This window comes from Streptomyces sp. NPDC032472 (genome assembly GCF_040636955.1).
Taxonomy (GTDB): domain Bacteria; phylum Actinomycetota; class Actinomycetes; order Streptomycetales; family Streptomycetaceae; genus Streptomyces.
On sequence record NZ_JBEZVK010000003.1, the window covers coordinates 151,395 to 167,573 of the forward strand.

General features: G+C 73.7%; 13 protein-coding genes. 9 read left to right on the plus strand and 4 right to left on the minus strand.

What is annotated here, in order from left to right:
* Positions 1-142 precede the first annotated feature (142 nt).
* Complete coding sequence (locus AB0F11_RS02955) at positions 143-550, minus strand: hypothetical protein (RefSeq protein ID WP_362167601.1); 408 nt, start codon at positions 548-550, stop codon at positions 143-145.
* A gap of 60 nt (positions 551-610) precedes the next feature.
* A complete protein-coding gene (locus AB0F11_RS02960; protein ID WP_362167603.1) occupies positions 611-811 on the minus strand; it encodes a hypothetical protein in 201 nt (66 codons plus the stop codon).
* Between the two features lie 54 nt (positions 812-865).
* Here AB0F11_RS02960 and AB0F11_RS02965 point away from each other — a divergent pair, with 54 nt between their 5' ends.
* The 4 genes from AB0F11_RS02965 to AB0F11_RS02980 all read left to right on the plus strand — a co-directional run bounded on the left by AB0F11_RS02965 (position 866) and on the right by AB0F11_RS02980 (position 5,957).
* Complete coding sequence (locus tag AB0F11_RS02965) at positions 866-1,693, plus strand: hypothetical protein (protein ID WP_362167606.1); 828 nt, start codon at positions 866-868, stop codon at positions 1,691-1,693.
* A gap of 130 nt (positions 1,694-1,823) precedes the next feature.
* Positions 1,824-3,818 (plus strand): FUSC family protein, encoded by a 1,995-nt coding sequence (locus AB0F11_RS02970; RefSeq protein ID WP_362167609.1) that lies wholly within the window; start codon positions 1,824-1,826, stop codon positions 3,816-3,818.
* Between the two features lie 120 nt (positions 3,819-3,938).
* Positions 3,939-4,670 (plus strand): hypothetical protein, encoded by a 732-nt coding sequence (locus tag AB0F11_RS02975; RefSeq protein WP_362167611.1) that lies wholly within the window; start codon positions 3,939-3,941, stop codon positions 4,668-4,670.
* 15 nt (positions 4,671-4,685) lie between these two features.
* Positions 4,686-5,957 carry a HAMP domain-containing sensor histidine kinase gene (locus AB0F11_RS02980; RefSeq protein WP_362167613.1) on the plus strand — a complete coding sequence of 424 codons (1,272 nt, stop codon included), beginning with the start codon at positions 4,686-4,688 and terminating at the stop codon, positions 5,955-5,957.
* A gap of 73 nt (positions 5,958-6,030) precedes the next feature.
* Here AB0F11_RS02980 and AB0F11_RS02985 read toward each other — a convergent pair whose 3' ends face one another.
* The gene (locus AB0F11_RS02985; RefSeq protein WP_362167616.1) at positions 6,031-8,133 is read right to left on the minus strand and encodes a PhoX family protein; all 2,103 of its coding nucleotides are present in this window, start codon (positions 8,131-8,133) and stop codon (positions 6,031-6,033) included.
* A gap of 553 nt (positions 8,134-8,686) precedes the next feature.
* Here AB0F11_RS02985 and AB0F11_RS02990 point away from each other — a divergent pair.
* Entirely contained in the window at positions 8,687-10,273 is a 1,587-nt protein-coding gene (locus tag AB0F11_RS02990; protein ID WP_362167619.1) for a VWA domain-containing protein, read from the plus strand.
* A gap of 120 nt (positions 10,274-10,393) precedes the next feature.
* Here AB0F11_RS02990 and aspS read toward each other — a convergent pair whose 3' ends face one another.
* Positions 10,394-12,199: an aspartate--tRNA ligase gene (gene aspS / locus AB0F11_RS02995; RefSeq protein WP_362167621.1), complete on the minus strand. Its 1,806-nt coding sequence runs from the start codon at positions 12,197-12,199 to the stop codon at positions 10,394-10,396.
* A 491-nt stretch (positions 12,200-12,690) separates the two neighbouring features.
* On the opposite strand from aspS, the gene AB0F11_RS03000 reads away from it, so the two are divergent.
* The 4 genes from AB0F11_RS03000 to AB0F11_RS03015 all read left to right on the plus strand — a co-directional run bounded on the left by AB0F11_RS03000 (position 12,691) and on the right by AB0F11_RS03015 (position 16,144).
* Entirely contained in the window at positions 12,691-13,002 is a 312-nt protein-coding gene (locus tag AB0F11_RS03000) for a hypothetical protein (protein WP_362167624.1), read from the plus strand.
* 134 nt (positions 13,003-13,136) lie between these two features.
* Positions 13,137-14,072, plus strand: coding sequence for a hypothetical protein (locus AB0F11_RS03005; protein WP_362167627.1), 936 nt, complete (start codon positions 13,137-13,139; stop codon positions 14,070-14,072).
* Positions 14,069-14,608: a hypothetical protein gene (locus AB0F11_RS03010; RefSeq protein ID WP_362167629.1), complete on the plus strand. Its 540-nt coding sequence runs from the start codon at positions 14,069-14,071 to the stop codon at positions 14,606-14,608. Before AB0F11_RS03005 ends, AB0F11_RS03010 begins: the two co-directional genes overlap by 4 nt.
* 33 nt (positions 14,609-14,641) lie before the next feature.
* The gene (locus AB0F11_RS03015; RefSeq protein WP_362167631.1) at positions 14,642-16,144 is read left to right on the plus strand and encodes a peptidoglycan-binding protein; all 1,503 of its coding nucleotides are present in this window, start codon (positions 14,642-14,644) and stop codon (positions 16,142-16,144) included.
* Positions 16,145-16,179 lie beyond the last annotated feature (35 nt).

The window sequence follows — 16,179 nt, forward strand, 5'->3', positions numbered from 1 at the left end:
GGCAGGACTGACGTACAGGCAGGACTTGACTGAGGTACAGCCAGGACAGGAAACGGGGCGCCGCCCCCGTGCCGTCGGCGACGGTCACGGGGTGCGGCGCCCGCGCTGGGGTCTGCGTCTGCGCCTGCGCCTGCGCCCGTGCTCAGGGTTCGCGGGTGTGGTAGCGGTAGAACGCCACGACGCCGACGGCGGCACCGGTGATGAGACCGATCCAGCTGGAGCGGAGGATCGAGTGGTCGGTGAGGCTGTTGAGGTAGCCGACGGCGATCCCGCCGAACACGCCGTACGCGGCGGCGCGCGTCTCCTGCTTCATGCGGGGGCCGACGCGGGCGAGGGTGAGCATGATCCCGGCGAAGAGCACGCCGCAGAGGATCCCGTAGAAGACGTTGCCCGCGTCGACGGGGCCCTGCTGCCGGTTGAGGAAGGCCGCCCAGACCCCGTAGACGAGGCCGAGGAGCACCGCGCGCGTCAGCGCGCCCGTGTCCGCGTGCCGTGTGGCCGCCATCTGCCGGTGGTGCCGCCCGTGGGCGGCAGGTGCCGCATGTGCCATGACGGGGCTCCTCTCTCCCACCCACCAGGGCACACCCGGCGCCCCCGGGCGGCAAGTGGATCAGGCGGCGCGCACGGCGACGGCGTCGACCTCGAAGAGCATCCCGGGCAGGGCGAGCGAGGCCACCTCGGCCCGGGTCATGGCGTGTGCGATCGCGCACTCGGGGCCGTTGTCGACGGCAGGGCCCCGGTGGCGGATCTCGGCGCACCGTGCAAGGAAGGGAAAGCCCGCCGCCGATCGCCGCCGCGCGCCCTGCGCCACCCGACCGCACCAACCCCGCTCGCGCCGGCCGTCGCCGCGGATTCCCCTGGTGACGTGCGCACCTACCTGTCGGCGGTCCTCATCGTGCTCGTGGCGCTCCTCGTGCCCGCGAGCGCCGTCGCGTACTGGGCCGACCGCGAGCTGGGCGACGCCGACCGCTACACCGCCGCCATGTCCCCGCTGGCCTCCGACCCGGCCGTCCAGGAGGTCGTCGTCACACAGGCCGCCCGGGCCCTGTCCGGGGAGATCGACGCCGGCCCGTTCCAGGGCGCGGTCGACGCCCTGCTCGGCGAGGCGCTGCGCTCCTTCGTCGGCACCCCGGCCTACCGCACCGCCTGGGACGCGGCGAACCGGGCCGCGCACGCCGCGTTCTTCCAGGCGCTCACCACCGGCCACGGAGACGCCGTCACCCTCGACCTCGCGCCCGTCATCGCGCAGGTCAAGGCGGAACTCGTCGCCGACGGCACGCCGTTCGCGGACCGGATCCCGGTGACCCACGTCCAGGTGAAGGTCATGGAGTACGACAACCTCGGCGCGCTCCGGAAGGAGTTCCGCATGCTGGAGATCGCGGGGGTCTGGCTGCCGGTGCTGACCGTGGTGCTGGCCGCGGCGGCGATCGCCGTCGCGGTCCACCGCCGCCGGGCGGTGGCCGCCACCGGCCTCGGGCTCGCCGTCGGCGCCGTCCTGCTGTGGATCGCGGTCGTGGTGTGCCGCCGGCTCACCCTGGACGACCTGCCGGACGACGTCGACCGCTCTGCCGCGGGTGCGGTGTACGACGCGCTGACCGCGTTCCTGCGCACCACCGCGTGGGTCGTGCTGGCCATCGGGCTGGCGGCCGCACTGGCCGCATGGGTGACAGGCCGGGTGCGCCGCACGCCCTGAGCGCCGTACCCCATAAGCTCGGAAGGTACCAAGCACGCAGAACAGCCCAGAGAACCCAGAAGCCCCCAAGAAGCCAGAACCGTACAGAAGAACCGAAGACCCGACTCGCGAGCGGCGGCACGGAAGCGGAATGAGCACCGAACGCACCGACCACATACCGTCCGGGCGGGCCCGGCCGCACCCGCTGGCCCCGCCGGCCTGGCTGCTCAAGGGGCTGCGCCCGACCTCCGACCCGATCCCCTGGGCGGCTGTCGCACGCGCGGGAATCGCCATGGCGGCCCCGCTGGCCGTCGGCTTCGCCCTCGACGAACCGGAGTACGGGGCCCTCGTCTCGATGGGCGCCCTGTCGGGCGTCATCGCCGACACCGCGGACGCCTACCGGATGCGGATCCTGAACATCGCCGTGCCGCAGTTGTTCGGTGCGGTGGGAGTCGCCCTGGGCACCCTGGTGTTCGGACACGGCTGGCTCGCCGTCGGTGTGCTCACCCTGATCGCGCTGGTCTCCGGGATGATCTCCTCGATCGGCACGGTCGCCTCCGTCTCCGGGCTGCTGCTCCTGCTCAACGCCGTCGTCGGCGCGGGCCTGCCGCTGCCGCGGCCCTGGTGGACCGCCCCGCTGCTGCTCGCCGCGGGCGGGCTGTTCGTGCTGCTGCTGAGCCTGCTGGGCTGGCCGCTGCGCGGCCGGCAGCCCGAGCGCACCGCGGTCGCCGCGACCTACCGGGCCCTCGCCGACGCCCTGGAAGCCGCCGGCGGGCCCGACTACGACGAGCGCCGCCGCCAGGTCACCCAGAGCCTGAACCAGGCGTACGACCTGATCCTGGGCCGGCGCGCCCGCGTCCACGGCTACAGCCCCGCCCTGGTGCGCATGCTCGCCCAGCTCAACGTGGTGATCCCGCTGGTCGAGGCCGCGCCCGCGGCGCACCTGCGGGGCCGGCCGCTGCCGCCCGCGATCCCGGCCGCCGTACGGGACCTTGCGCAGGCCGTCGAGGAGGGCCGCACCCGGGCGCCCGTGCTGGAGCTGCCCGCACCGCACAGCCCCGCCGAACGGGCCCTGGACGCGGCCCTGCGGCATGCGGCGACGGTCGTGCACCTGCCCGACCCGAAGCTCCCGGACGTCGACGACCGCCTCGGCCGGCCCGCCGCCCTGCACGTGCGGGCCCGGCGGGCCGTGCGCGACATGATGCTGTCCGGGGCCTCCTGGCGGTACGGGCTGCGGCTCGCCCTGTGCATCGGGCTCGCCCAGGCGCTGGTCTCGCTGGTGCCGCTGGAGCGCTCGTACTGGGTCGCGCTGACCGTCACCTTCGTCCTCAAGCCCGACTTCGGCTCGGTGTTCTCCCGGGCCGTGCTGCGCGCGCTGGGCACCGCCGGCGGGCTGGTCATCGCCGCGGCCGTGCTCGCCGAGGTGCCGCGCGGCTGGTGGGACGTGCCCGTGATGGTGGTGCTCGCCGGGCTGGTCCCCGCGTTCTCCGCGAAGGGGTACGCCTTCCAGACGGCCGCGATCACCCCGGTCATCCTGCTGCTGTCGGACCTCCTCAACCACCAGGGCTTCGACCTGATCCGGCCCCGGCTGCTCGACAGCCTGATCGGCTGTGCCATCGCCCTGGTCGCCGGCTACCTGCTGTGGCCCGAGAGCTGGCACACCCGCGTCGGCGACCGGCTCGCCGACTCCGTCGACGACGCGGCCCGCTACGTGGAACGGGCCTTCGGCCCGCTGCCGGACACCGACACCGCGCTGAGGGCCGCGCGCACCGCCCGGCTCCAGGCCCGGCGGCGCATCTACCGGGACCTGTCGGGGGTGCGCAGCGAGTTCCAGCGGGCACTGACCGAGCCGCCGCCGACCGGGGCGCGGGCCGCCGCCTGGTGGCCGCTGGTCGTCGCCGTCGAGCGGGTCGTGGACGCCACCACCGCCGCCCGCGTCCGCGTCGACCACGGGGCACCCCCGCCCGGCGCCGAGGAGGTGTCGGCGCTCACCACCGATCTGCGGGCCCTGGCCGAGTGCGTGCGCACCGCCCGGACTCCCGACCGGCTGCGGGCCCGGGCGACGCGGGCCGGGGACGAGGCCTCCGTACTGGGCCCGGTCCGCCAGGAGGTCGCCGCCGCCCGCGGGATCGCCACCGAGCAGTGACCGGAAGGGCGGGCGGCTCGGCGTGGCGGCGTGGCGGCGTGGCGGCGTGGCGGCGTGGCGGCGTCCCCCGAACGGTCCTGTGCCCGGGCCGCACCGGCCCCGCCGGGGGAGCATCGGGGCATGAGGCCCCTCCTCCCGCGCGGCCTGCGCCACCGCGCTGCGGCCGCCCCCGTCCTCGCCGCCCTCCTGGCGGCCACGGCCGGGTGCGCCGACGTGGAGGGGCTGCGCAACGACGGCGACCTCGGTACTGCGCACGCCCCGCAGACCCTGTGGAAGAACCTCCACCCGGAACCGCCCGGCCCGGACGAACAGCCCGGCGCCGCCGCCGTGGTCCCCGGGCTGCCCAAGGCGCCGGGGCCGAGCATGCGGGGCGTTAACGCGCTGGAGGTCGTACGGGCCGACGTCACCGCCGCCACCCGGCAGGACGGCGGCACCGGGCGCCTCGTCGACCCGCGGGCCGTGCAGCGGCTCGCGCTCTGTACACAGTCTGTGGACGGCGGCCCGAAGTGCCCGGTCCGGCCGCCGGTCCTGCACGACGTGACGGGCAACGGCCGGGAGGAGCTGATCACCGCCCTGGACCTCGACGGCCGCGTCAGCGAACTGCGCGTCTACACCGTCCGCGACGACGGCTCGATCACCCGGATCCTGTCCCGGCGCGGGGTGCTGGAGGGCGTGGAGGTGGCCGCCGAGCACCTGGCCGTGCGCGAACCGACCTCGAACCCGAAGAAGGTCTCCGTCGCCGACTACGTGTGGGACCCCGAGGCCGGGATCATGAACCTGTCCGAGCTCAGCCTCGACGAGTGCCCCACCCTGAAGACCGGCTCCACCCCGTGCGCCGCGAGCAGGGGCTGAAGGGGCGCGGCCGCCATGCGGGTGACGAGCAGTCTGCGCTGGAAGATCGCCCTGACCACCACCGCCGTGTGCTGCGCCGTGGCCGCCGCCCTCGGCATCCTCGTGCACGACGTGGTCGCCCGGCAGGTCGTCGGCGAGGTCCGCAAGGACGTGGAACGGGACCTGGACCACGCCCTCGGCCACTACGAGTACGGCACCGAGCACGCCGGCGAGAACGCAGCCCTGGACCCGCTCGGACTGCCCGAGCCGCTGCGCCGGCTCGTCGCGCGCGGGATGACCGGCAGCATGGTCGGCGAGCACGACGGCAAACCCGTCATGTGGGGCGCCGCCCCTGCCGACCACCAGGCCCTCGCCGTCTGGGTCCCGTACGAGACCACGCGCGCCCGGCTGCGCGACCTCGACGCCGCGATCCTCGCCTCCTCGGCACTGGCCGCCGGGGTCGTCGCACTGGCGGGCGTGTTCCTCGCCAACCGGATCAGCCGCCGCCTGACCACCACCGCCGCCGTGGCCCGCCGGATCAGCGCCGGCGACCTCGACGCCCGCGTCGACTTCCCCGCCTCCGAGGAGGCGGGGGCGGCCCCCGCCGACGGCGGCTACCGCGACGAGGTACGGGACGTGGCCCAAGCCCTGAACTCCATGGCCGGATCGCTCCAGGAACGGCTGGAGGCGGAGAAGCGGTTCACCGCCGACGTCGCCCACGAGCTGCGCACCCCGCTCACCGGCTCGCTCGCCGCGGCCGCGCTGCTGCCGGAGGGCCGCCCCAAGGAGATGATCAACGACCGGCTGCACGCACTGCACCGGCTCACCGAGGACCTGCTGGAGATCTCCCGGCTGGACGCCGGGGTCGAGCGCGCAGACCTCGCCCGGGTCGAGCTCGGCGGGGCGGTGCGCCGGGCCGCCGCCGCCACCCGGCTCCCGGTCACGGTGGAGGTGGTGCGGGACCTGGTGGTGCTCACCGACCGGCGGCGCCTGGACCGCATCCTGGCCAACCTGCTGGTCAACGCCGACAAGCACGGCAGCCCGCCGATCGAGGTACGGGTCGAGGGCCCGGTGGTGACGGTCCGCGACCACGGCCCCGGCTACCCCGACGGGCTGATCGCACGGGGCCCGCAGCGCTTCCGCACCGGCGAACCGGGCCGCGGGCGCGGCCACGGGCTGGGCCTGACCATCGCGGTGGGCCAGGCGGCCGTGCTGGGCATCACCCTCACCTTCGCCAACGCCCCGGACGGCGGGGCCGTCACCACGCTCCGGCTGCCGGTGGGGCGGCTGGCGGACGAGCCCAAGTAACGGGAAAGGGGCGGTGTTTCACGTGAAACATCCACGTGGAACACCGCCCGCTGCGACGTGCCCGGTGACCGGCTCAGATGCCGATGTTCTTGCCGTCCTTGCGCCAGACGGACACGACCGCCGGGCGGGTGATCCTGCCCGGGCCGTCGGGCCACACCGACTCGGGCTTCTCGACGGTCGCGCCGTCGATCTCACCCGGGTGCTGGACCGCGACCAGGACGCGCTTGTCCTGGACCAGCGGGCCGCAGGTCTCGGCGCCGCGCGGCACGGTCAGGAACTGCTTCAGCTCACCGCGGCGCTCGCCGGCCGTCGCGACGCCGAACAGGCCGTCGTGCGAGCCGAGCTGGTTGCCGTCCGTGGAGATCCACAGGTTGCCGTGCGGATCGAAGGTCACGTTGTCCGGGCAGGAGATCGGGCTGACCTTGTCCTTCGGGAAGCCGGCGAAGAAGGTGGCCGGGTCCTTCGGGTCGCCGGTGACCAGGAACAGGCGCCAGGCGAAGCCGTCGCCTGCCGGGTCGTCGAAGTTCTCGGCGAGCTCCAGGATCTGGCCGTGCTTGTTGAGGTTGCGCGGATTGGCCTCGTCCGCGCCCGCCTTGCCGGGCTTGCCGCGGTCGGCGTTGTTGGTCAGGACCACGTAGACGCGGCCGGTGCGCGGCGAGGGCTCGATGTCCTCGGGGCGGTCCATCTTGGTGGCGCCCACCTTGTCGGCGGCCTGGCGGGTGAAGACGAACACCTCCTCGGCGCTCATGCCCTCGACGTGGGAGACGTTGCCGGCGGGCGAGGCGGTGGCCAGCTTGATCCAGGCACCGGAGCCGTCGAACTGGCCGTCGGAGGGGAGCTTGCCGGAGCCGTCGAACTCGGCGGCCGGGGAGTCGCCGGTCAGCTTGGCGACGTAGAGGGTGCCCTCGTCGAGGAGGGTCAGGTTGTGCTCCTTGACCGCGCGGGAGCTGCCCTTCTTCATCTGCTTGGACGAGACGAACTTGTAGAAGTAGTCGAAGCGCTCGTCGTCGCCCATGTAGACAACCGGGCGGCCGTCCTCGGTCAGGCGGGGCTGCGCGCCCTCGTGCTTGAAGCGGCCGAGCGCGGTGCGCTTGCGCGGGGTGGAGGCCGGGTCGTACGGGTCGAGCTCGACGACGTAGCCGAAGCGGTTCGGCTCGTTGGGTTCCTGGACGGTGTCGAAGCGCTTGTCGAACCGCTCCCACTTGCGCTCGGTGGCACCGGCGGAGACGCCGTAGCGCTTGAGGCGGGCGGCCTGGACGGGGTCGGCGACCTGGCCGGCGTTGGCGAAGTACTGGTTGAAGTTCTCCTCGCCGTGCAAGGTCGTGCCCCACGGGGTGGTGCCGCCGGAGCAGTTGTTGAGGGTGCCGAGGACCTTGGTGCCGGTGGGGTCGGCGGAGGTCTTGACCAGGGCGCTGCCCGCGACGGGGCCGGAGAGGCGGAACTCGCTGGTCGCGGTGAGGCGGCGGTTGAGCTGGTGGCGGGCCACGGCGGTCAGCTTGCCGCTGCGGTGGTCCTCCTGGACGACGACCACACCCAGGCCGTGCGCGGCCCAGGCGACCTCGACCTGCTCGCGGGTCGGGTTCGCCGGGTCGTATCCCTTGAACATGAGGTTCTCGTCGGTGTACTCGTGGTTCGCGACGAGGAGCTGCTGGCGCTCGTAGCCGCTGCCGAGCGGGAGCAGCGCGAGGAAGTCGTTGTTGTAGCCGAACTGGCCGGCCTGGGCGGCGGCGGTCTGCTTGTCGGCATTGAAGGCCGGCGCGCCCTTGACGATGGGGTCACCCCAGCGGATGACCACGTTCTGCTCGTAGCCCTCGGGGACGGTGACGCGGTCGTCGGTGTTCGGCGCAACCGGCGTGAAGCGCAGGCCGCGGGCGCCCTGGGCATGGGCGGCGGCGTCGGCCGCGCCCTGGGCGTCGGCGGCGGGAGCGGCGGTGGCAGGGGCGCCGTTGCCGCCGAGGGTGACGGCCGTACCGGCGGCGGTGGCCACGGTGACGACGGCGGCGGAGCGGAGCATCGCGCGGCGGGAGTAGGCGCGGGCGATGACGTCGCCCACGTACTCGTTGTCGCTGGTGTTCGGCACCTCGTGGAAGCAGGCGTCGCCACAGCGGTAGCGGCAGGTGAGGGCGGAACGGCCGCCCCCATGCGGGTTGCCTATGAGGGGCAGAAGCTTGCGCACGAGTGTCCTCCGTAGATGCACGGGCGCCGGCCGGATGCGGCCGAATCCAGCCGCGACGGTAGGGGCGGGCGACGCCGAACCGGCGGCGGAGGGGTGAACATCCGGTGAACCGGTCACGGCGGGGCGGGAGTTCGGGGCCGGGGCGCGTGGGAGGGCTGCGGGCGGCGCCTTGGGCGGCGCAAACACCCCATTGGGGGGCGTACTTGGGTGGTTCGGCTACGGACAGGGGGCGGTGCGGGGATGGGAGGGGGACGGGATACGGTTCCGGACTACGCGGTTCCGGTGGCGCTGTCCGGCGGAGCCCGGGCGGACCGGTCCGGAGGGGAGGCCGGAAAGGGCCGGGCGCAACGGGAGCGCCCCTGCCGACGTTCCAGCCGAGGGGTCGATAACCTTACGTGTCCACTCTGGGCAGGGATCAACCGCGCAGCACGGACAAATGACGCACGCACTCATGCGAAAGGCCTGGCCCATGGGTATTCGGAGCTTGTTGCGCAAGGTTTTCGGACGGTCTGCGGAGCCGGTTCCGGAGACGAATGAGGCCACCACGGCAGCCGTGCCGAGCCAGGGGGAACGCACGCCGCTGGACGCGGCGGCCGAGCTGGTCGCGGCCTCCTTCGACAACCCGACCGTTCCTCCGCAGTCCGCGCCGCGGGACCGCGAGCCGGGCACTCTCCTCACGGCGGCCCCGGCGCCGGTCGCGGACCCCACGGTCCCGGAGGCCCGCCGCCCGGAGCCGGCCGCTCCGTCGGCCGCGGACAACGGGACCCCCGAGCCGGCCGAAGCCGAAGCCGAGCCCGCAGCCCCTGCTGAGGACACCCCGGCCCAGCCGGCCGCGGCCGAGGCGGACGCCCCGGCGCCCGAGGCCGAGCCGGTCGCGGCCGAGGCCGAGGCCGCCGCCGAGGAGCCGGCCCCGGTCGTCACCGAGGCGGAGCCCGCCGCCGAGGAAGCGTCGGCCGAACCGGCCGAGGCCGAGCCGGTGGCCGCCGAGCCGGAACCCGCCGCTGCCGCGGCCGAGCCGGAACCCGCCGCTGCCGCCGCAGCGGCGGAGCCCGTGGCTGCGGAAGCGCCGGCCGAAACCGAGACCGCTGAGGCCCCCGAGGCCGAACCGGCCGCTGCCGAGGAGCCGGTCGCGGTCGAGGCCGCCGACGAAGACCCCGCGCTCGTTGCGGCTGCCGCCGCAGCGGCGGAGCCCGTGGCCGAGGAGGCGGCGACCGAAGCGGAGGCCACCCCGGTCGCCGAGGCGGAGCCGGTCGTGGACGAGGCCGCCGTCGTGGAGGAGCCGCAGGCCGAGGAGGCCGCGCCCGCGGCCGAGCCGGTGGCTGCCGCTGCCGAGCCGGAGCCCGTCGCAGAGGAAGTCGTTGCCGAGCCCGTGGCTGCAGCCCCCCAGGCCGAGGCCGAGCCGGGGGCCGAGCCGGAGGCCGAGCCCGTGGCGGCCGCCGTCGAGGCCGAGCCCGTGGCGGCCGAGCCGGAGACCGAGGGCGGCCCCGCCCACGCGGCCGGGGTCGTACGCAAGCGGGCGCCCGAGGTGGCCGCGGCGTACAAGGCGGCGGCGCAGGTGCTGCGCGGCAAGGGCCGGACCGGGGCGCGGGCCAAGGTGTACCTGGTCCTGGACCGGTCCGGGTCGATGCGCCCGTTCTACAAGGACGGCAGCGCCCAGCACCTCGCCGACCACGCCCTCGCCCTCGCCGCACACCTCGACGACGAGGCCACCGTGCACACCGTGTTCTTCTCCACGGAGGTGGACGGCACAGCCGACCTGACCCTCGACACCCACGACGCCTCCTGGGTCGAGGCCCGCCACGCCGAGCTCGGCCGCATGGGCCGCACCAGCTACCACGTCGCGGTGGAGCAGGTCCTGGAGCGGTACGCGAAGGACGGCGGCGAGGGCCCGGCCCTGGTCGTGTTCCAGACCGACGGCGCCCCGGACAACCGGCAGCCCGCGAAGCAGGCCCTGGCGGACGCCGCCGCATCCGCCCCGCAGGTGCACTGGCAGTTCGTCGCCTTCGGCGACCACGACAACAAGGCCTTCGACTTCCTGCGCAAGCTGGACGCCGAGAACGCCGGCTTCTTCCACGCCGGCCCGGCCCCCCGCGAGCTGACCTCCGCCGCCCTCCTCAAGGGCATCCTCGAGCGGTTCTGACGCCGGCGGCCACGCGGGCACACGAAACGACGGCGCCCCCGCCCGGACATCCCGGGCGGGGGCGCCTTGCCGTTCGGGTCCCGGCCCCGGCCGGCAAACCGGGGCCGGGGCCGACGGCTCCTACTGGTGCTGCTTGACCGACTTCTCGACCGGCTCGGAGGTCTTCGTCTCCACCGGCTTGCGCAGCGCGATGTTCAGCTCGCGCAGGCGGGACTCCTCCAGGACGGTGGGCGCGCCCATCATCAGGTCCTGCGCGTTGCCGTTCAGCGGGAAGGCGATGGTCTCGCGGATGTTCGGCTCGTCCGCGAGCAGCATGACGATGCGGTCCACGCCCGGGGCGATACCGCCGTGCGGCGGGGCGCCGAGGCGGAAGGCGCGCAGCATGCCGGCGAACTCGCGCTCGACGGTCTCCGCCTCGTAACCCGCGATCTCGAAGGCCTTCAGCATGACCTCGGGCTCGTGGTTGCGGATGGCGCCGGAGGACAGCTCGATGCCGTTGCAGACGATGTCGTACTGCCAGGCCAGGATGTCGAGCGGGTCCTTCTCCTCCAGGTCCTTCATGCCGCCCTGCGGCATGGAGAACGGGTTGTGGGAGAAGTCGATCTTGCCCGTCTCCTCGTCCCGCTCGTACATCGGGAAGTCGACGATCCAGCAGAACCGGAAGACGTTCTCCTCGAAGTGGCCGGCGCGCTTGGCGGCCTCGACCCGGACCGGGCCCATGATCTTGGAGACCTCGTCGAACTCGCCCGCGCCGAAGAACACGGCGTGGCCGGCGGCCAGGCCGAGGCGCTCGGTGAGGACCTTGACGTTCTCCTCGGTGAGGAACTTCGCGATCGGGCCGGTCAGCGAGCCGTCCTCGCCGACGCGCACCCAGGCCAGGCCCTTGGCGCCCAGCGAGACGGCGTAGTCGCCGAGGCCGTCGAAGAACTTGCGCGGCTGGGAGGCGGTGTCCGGGACCGGCAGGGCGCGGACGTGCTTGCCGGCGAACGCCTTGAACTCCGACCCCTCGAAGACGTCGGTGATGTCGACGAGCTCCAGCTTGGCGCGCAGGTCGGGCTTGTCGTTGCCGTACTTCAGCATCGACTCGCGGAACGGGATCCGCGGGAACGGCGAGGTGACCTCGCGGCCGCCGCCGAACTCGGTGAAGAGCTCGGTCATCAGCTTCTCGATGGGCTGGAAGACGTCCTCCTGCTCGACGAAGGACATCTCCACGTCGAGCTGGTAGAACTCGCCCGGCGAGCGGTCGGCGCGGGCGTCCTCGTCGCGGAAGCAGGGCGCGATCTGGAAGTAGCGGTCGAAGCCGGAGATCATCAGCAGCTGCTTGAACTGCTGCGGGGCCTGCGGCAGGGCGTAGAACTTGCCGGGGTTCAGGCGGGACGGCACCACGAAGTCGCGCGCGCCCTCGGGGGAGGTCGCGGTCAGGATCGGGGTCGCCATCTCGTTGAAGCCGAGGGCGGTCATCTTCTGGCGCATCGCGGCGATCACGGCGGAGCGCAGCATGATGTTGCGGTGCATGCGCTCGCGGCGCAGGTCGAGGAAGCGGTACTCCAGGCGGCGCTCCTCGTTCACACCGTCGTCGGTGTTGATCGTGAAGGGCAGCGGGGCGGCCGCGCCGAGCACCTCGACCTCGGCGGCCTCGATCTCGATCTCGCCGGTGGGGAGGTCGGGGTTGACGTTCTCGGCGCCGCGGGAGACGACCTTGCCGTCGACGCGGACGACGGTCTCCTTGGAGAGCTTGTCCAGGGCCTCGGCGGCGGCGGTGCCGGGCCGGGCGACGAGCTGCGTGATGCCGTAGTGGTCGCGCAGATCGATGAAGAGGATGCCGCCCAGGTCTCGACGATTGTGCAGCCAGCCGCTCAGCCGGACGTCGGTGTTGACGTCAGAGGCGCGGAGCTCGCCGCAGGTGTGGGACCTGTACCGATGCATCAGTCATCCAGTTCTTCGCGATACCAGGGTGGATTCAACCCTCACAAGGTTACCGTCCGGGCCGGGGACCGCGCTGGCGCGCCCGCGGGCGACTGCGAAGAGGCACGGCAGGGCGACGACCCGTGAGGAGGACCGGGTGTGCACCGAGGAGGTCCGGCCCCGGCCGGTGGTGGGCTTTTCCGGACAACCCCGGAAGCGGTCCTCGATCATCCGTTAGGGGAGAACGGGAGGGGTCCGTTTTCCGGGCGCCGCGCTCTCCTGCGGAAACGCGGAAAAGGATCTGAAGAATCCGTGCAAGGCGCCGCCGTGCCCGAAACGGGGGGTTCAGGCGTCTCTCGGCCGTGCGGCCGGAACCCCCTGGTACGGAATTCGCGTTCGTGCCATCGTCTTTCACCGGACCGGGGGGGGGCCGGCTCGGCGCGTGCCGCGCGGACAGTTGCGTCCCTCTCGGCCTGCACGACGATCTGTTGGCTCATCGAGAGGATGACAACGTGCGTCGCAAGGCAGTCAAGTTCCTGGCTCTCGCCCTTTCCACCGCCGCGTTCGGCATCGGAGCGGCCACCACCGCCCACGCCGGCGACTACCTGCAAGACGGGGTCCGCATCCGCGCGACCCCGTACACGAGCGACACCCGGGTCAACGGCCTCGGCTACAAGAGCCAGACGATCACGCCCATCTGCTTCACGGAGGGCACCACCGTCGACAACTGGAAGTACTGGACCAAGCACAAGAACAACAACACCGGCGTGGTCGGGTACAGCTCCGAGACCCTGCTCGCCAAGTGGGCCTCCACGCACTGCTGACCCACGGCCCGCTCGGTTCGACCAGCACCGTTCGACCAGCTCGGCGCACCTGGCGCCGGGGCCGCTGGAATCGGCCCCGGCGCCGGGTTCGCCCGGCAGTTTAAGGCCGCCCGCACACCACCGAAAGGTCGATCGTGCCGCGCTCCATCCGGCCCTCCCGCCGCCCGCTCGGGACCCTCGGCGCGCTGTTCCTCGCCGCCGCCCTGACCGCCTGCTCCGGCGGGTCGGCAGGCTCCGGCGACTCCGGCGGGAGAAACGCCGCGTCCCTGCCGGGCGGGGAGCCGAAGGTCTCCGTCACCCCGCAGCAGGACCCCGCGGGCGCCCGGCTTCCGCTCGACGCCTATGCGTTCGACAAGGACCAGATGAAAATCATGCAGCAGGCGCAGGACATTCTCACCGACGCCTGCATGCACCGGCTCGGATTCTCCGCATTCAAGAATGCGAACACCTATGTGAATGCCGGCGGCGGGCGGGGCAGTACCGGAATCGGCCTGGTCGACGCGGAATACGCGAAGAAGTACGGCTACCGGACGGGCTCCATGCCGGACCGCCCCAGGGACGCCCAAAAGCAGGACCCGAACGAAGCGGCAGCCCTTTACGGCCCGCAGGACGGTGCACCCGCGCGCCCCGGCGCCCCGGAGGGCGGCTGCTCGGGCGAGGCCACCCGCAAGCTGTACCCGCAGAGCGGCAAGGCCGGCACCCGGCTGCTCGACGAGCTGACCCAGCAGTCCAATGACCGGGCCCGCGGGGACAGCCGGGTCGTGGCCGCCATCAGGCAGTGGAGCGCCTGCATGCGCGACGCCGGGTTCCAGGTGAAGACCCCCTGGGAGCTGCAGGCCATGGAGGGCACCCGGTGGACCGGTCCGGTCACCGCCGAGGAGATCACCGCGGCCACCACGGACGTCGGGTGCAAGCAGAAGAGCAAGCTGACCGACACCTGGACCGCCGTGCTCGCGGCCTACCAGAAGACCGCCGTGGAGAAGAACAAGGAAGGGCTGGACCAGGAGAAGAAGCAGCTGGCCCAGCAGGTGGAGACCGCCGGGAAGGTCCTCGCGGAGGGCGCGGCGTGACGCGCCCCGCCGCGGCCCTGGCCACAGCGGCGGGGGCGGTGTGCGCCCTGCTGGCCCTCACGGCCACCGGGTGCACCTCGTCCGCCGCCGGTACCTCCCCCGCCGGAGGGACGTCGAGCGCGGCCACTCTGGTGGAGCCGTCCCCCGACGTGCGCCAGGCCTACGAGGCCTACTGGACGGGCCTGTTGGCGGCGGGGCAGAAGGCCGATCCGGACGACCCCTCGCTCGGGCAGATCGCCACGGGCGGCCAGCTGGAGAACGTACGCGCCATGCTGCGGCACTACAGCGAGGGCGGGAAGGTGCTGCGCGGCGAGGTCGGGCACCGCATCGACGGCATGAACGTCTCCGGCGAGCAGAGCCGCGTGCTCCAGGACTGCGTGGACCTCGACCGCTGGCTCATCCACGACCGCGCGAGCGGTGAGATCACCGACCAGCTGAAGGACAAGCCCTCCCAGCTGTCCGCGTTCACCCTCGTCCGCGAGCGGCTGGGCGCGCCCTGGAAGGTCACGTCGGTCTCGGTGCTCGGCACCTGCTGACCCCGGCCGCCGAACGGACGAAGTGAGTTTCACGTGAAACATCAAGAGCCGCCGCCGGAGCAGGAGTCGGACCCGGACGGCGAGCACGGCGGCGTACTCGGCTCCCTCGGTCGGCGGCGGCGGATCCTGGTGTGGGTCGTCGCGGGCGCCGTCGCCCTGACCGGGGCCGGGGTCGTGCTGGCGGCGACCATCCGCTCCCCCGCCCAGGTGGCCGCCGATGCCGCACCGCCGCCCGCGTCGGTCCTGGCCGACCGGGTCGAGCGCCGGGTGCTGACCTCCTCCGTGGTCGTACGGGGCACGGTCGCCGCCGAGCAGTCGCTGACGGTGTCGCCGGGAGGCGGCGCCGCCGCGGCCTCGGGAGCGGGCGGCAAACCCGTGGTCACCCGGGTCAACAAGCAGCCCGGCGCATCCGTACAGGCGGGCGAGGTGCTGGTGGAGGTGTCCGGCAGGCCGGTGTTCGCGCTGGCGGGGGCGCTGCCGGTGTACCGGGACCTCAAGCCCGGCGCGACCGGCAAGGACGTCGGGCAGTTGCAGGAGGGCCTCAAGGCGCTCGGCCACCCCGTCGGCAAGGATCCGGCCGGCACGTACGGCGCCGGCACCAAGGCGGCGGTCACCGCCCTGTACGCCGCCCTCGGCTACACCCCGCGGCCCGCCGATCCGGGCGACGCCGAGAAGCTCCAGGCCGCGGAGGACGCGGCCGACGCCGCCCAGCGGGCGGTGACCACCGCGAAGGCCGCGCTGGCCAAGGCGAAGGCGGGCGGCGGCTCCGACACCTCGGAGGCGCAGCAGCAGCTCTCCTTCGCGCAGGCGGACCTCGCCAAGGCCAACGGCCGCCTGGAGTCGGCCCGTTCGGCGGCCGGCCCGATGGTCCCGGCCGACGAGCTGGTCTTCGTGAAGGGCTTCCCGGCGCGGGTCGACGCGGTCAAGGCATCGGTGGGCGACCCCGTCCCGGACGGGTTGCTGACGCTGTCGGCGGGCGCCACGGTGATCCGCTCCTCACTCCCGGCCCACCAGAAGGACCTGGTCAAGGCCGGGATGAAGGTGGAGGTGCTGTCGGAGGCGACCGGCCTTTCCGCCACCGGGACCGTCGCCTCCGTGGCCACCGCCCCGACACCCGCGGCGGCCGGCCCGGCGGCCGGGGCCGGATCCGGGACGGGGGCCGGCGCCGGCGCCCAGGGCGGGGGCTCCGGCGAGAACCCGGCGGGCGGCGGGCAGGAGCCCGGCGGGTACGCGCTGACGGTAACCCCCGACCAGGCGCTCGACGCCCGGCTCGCCGGACAGGGCGTACGGCTCACGGTGACCGCGGCCTCCTCGGGCGAACCGGTGCTGGTGGTACCGCTGTCCGCGGTGTCCGCGGGCGCCGACGGCCGGACCACCGTCACGGTGCTCGGCAAGGACCCCGCGGCCGTGGACGGCCGGCGCCGGGTGGAGGTCCGGGCCGGGATGTCCGCCGACGGAATGGTCCAGGTCGAGCCGGTCGGCGGCGCGGCGCTGGGCGACGGCGACCGGGTGCTGGTCGCCCAGGCGAAGCCGTGAGCGAGGCAGCCGCGAGCGGGGCAGCCGCCGGCGAG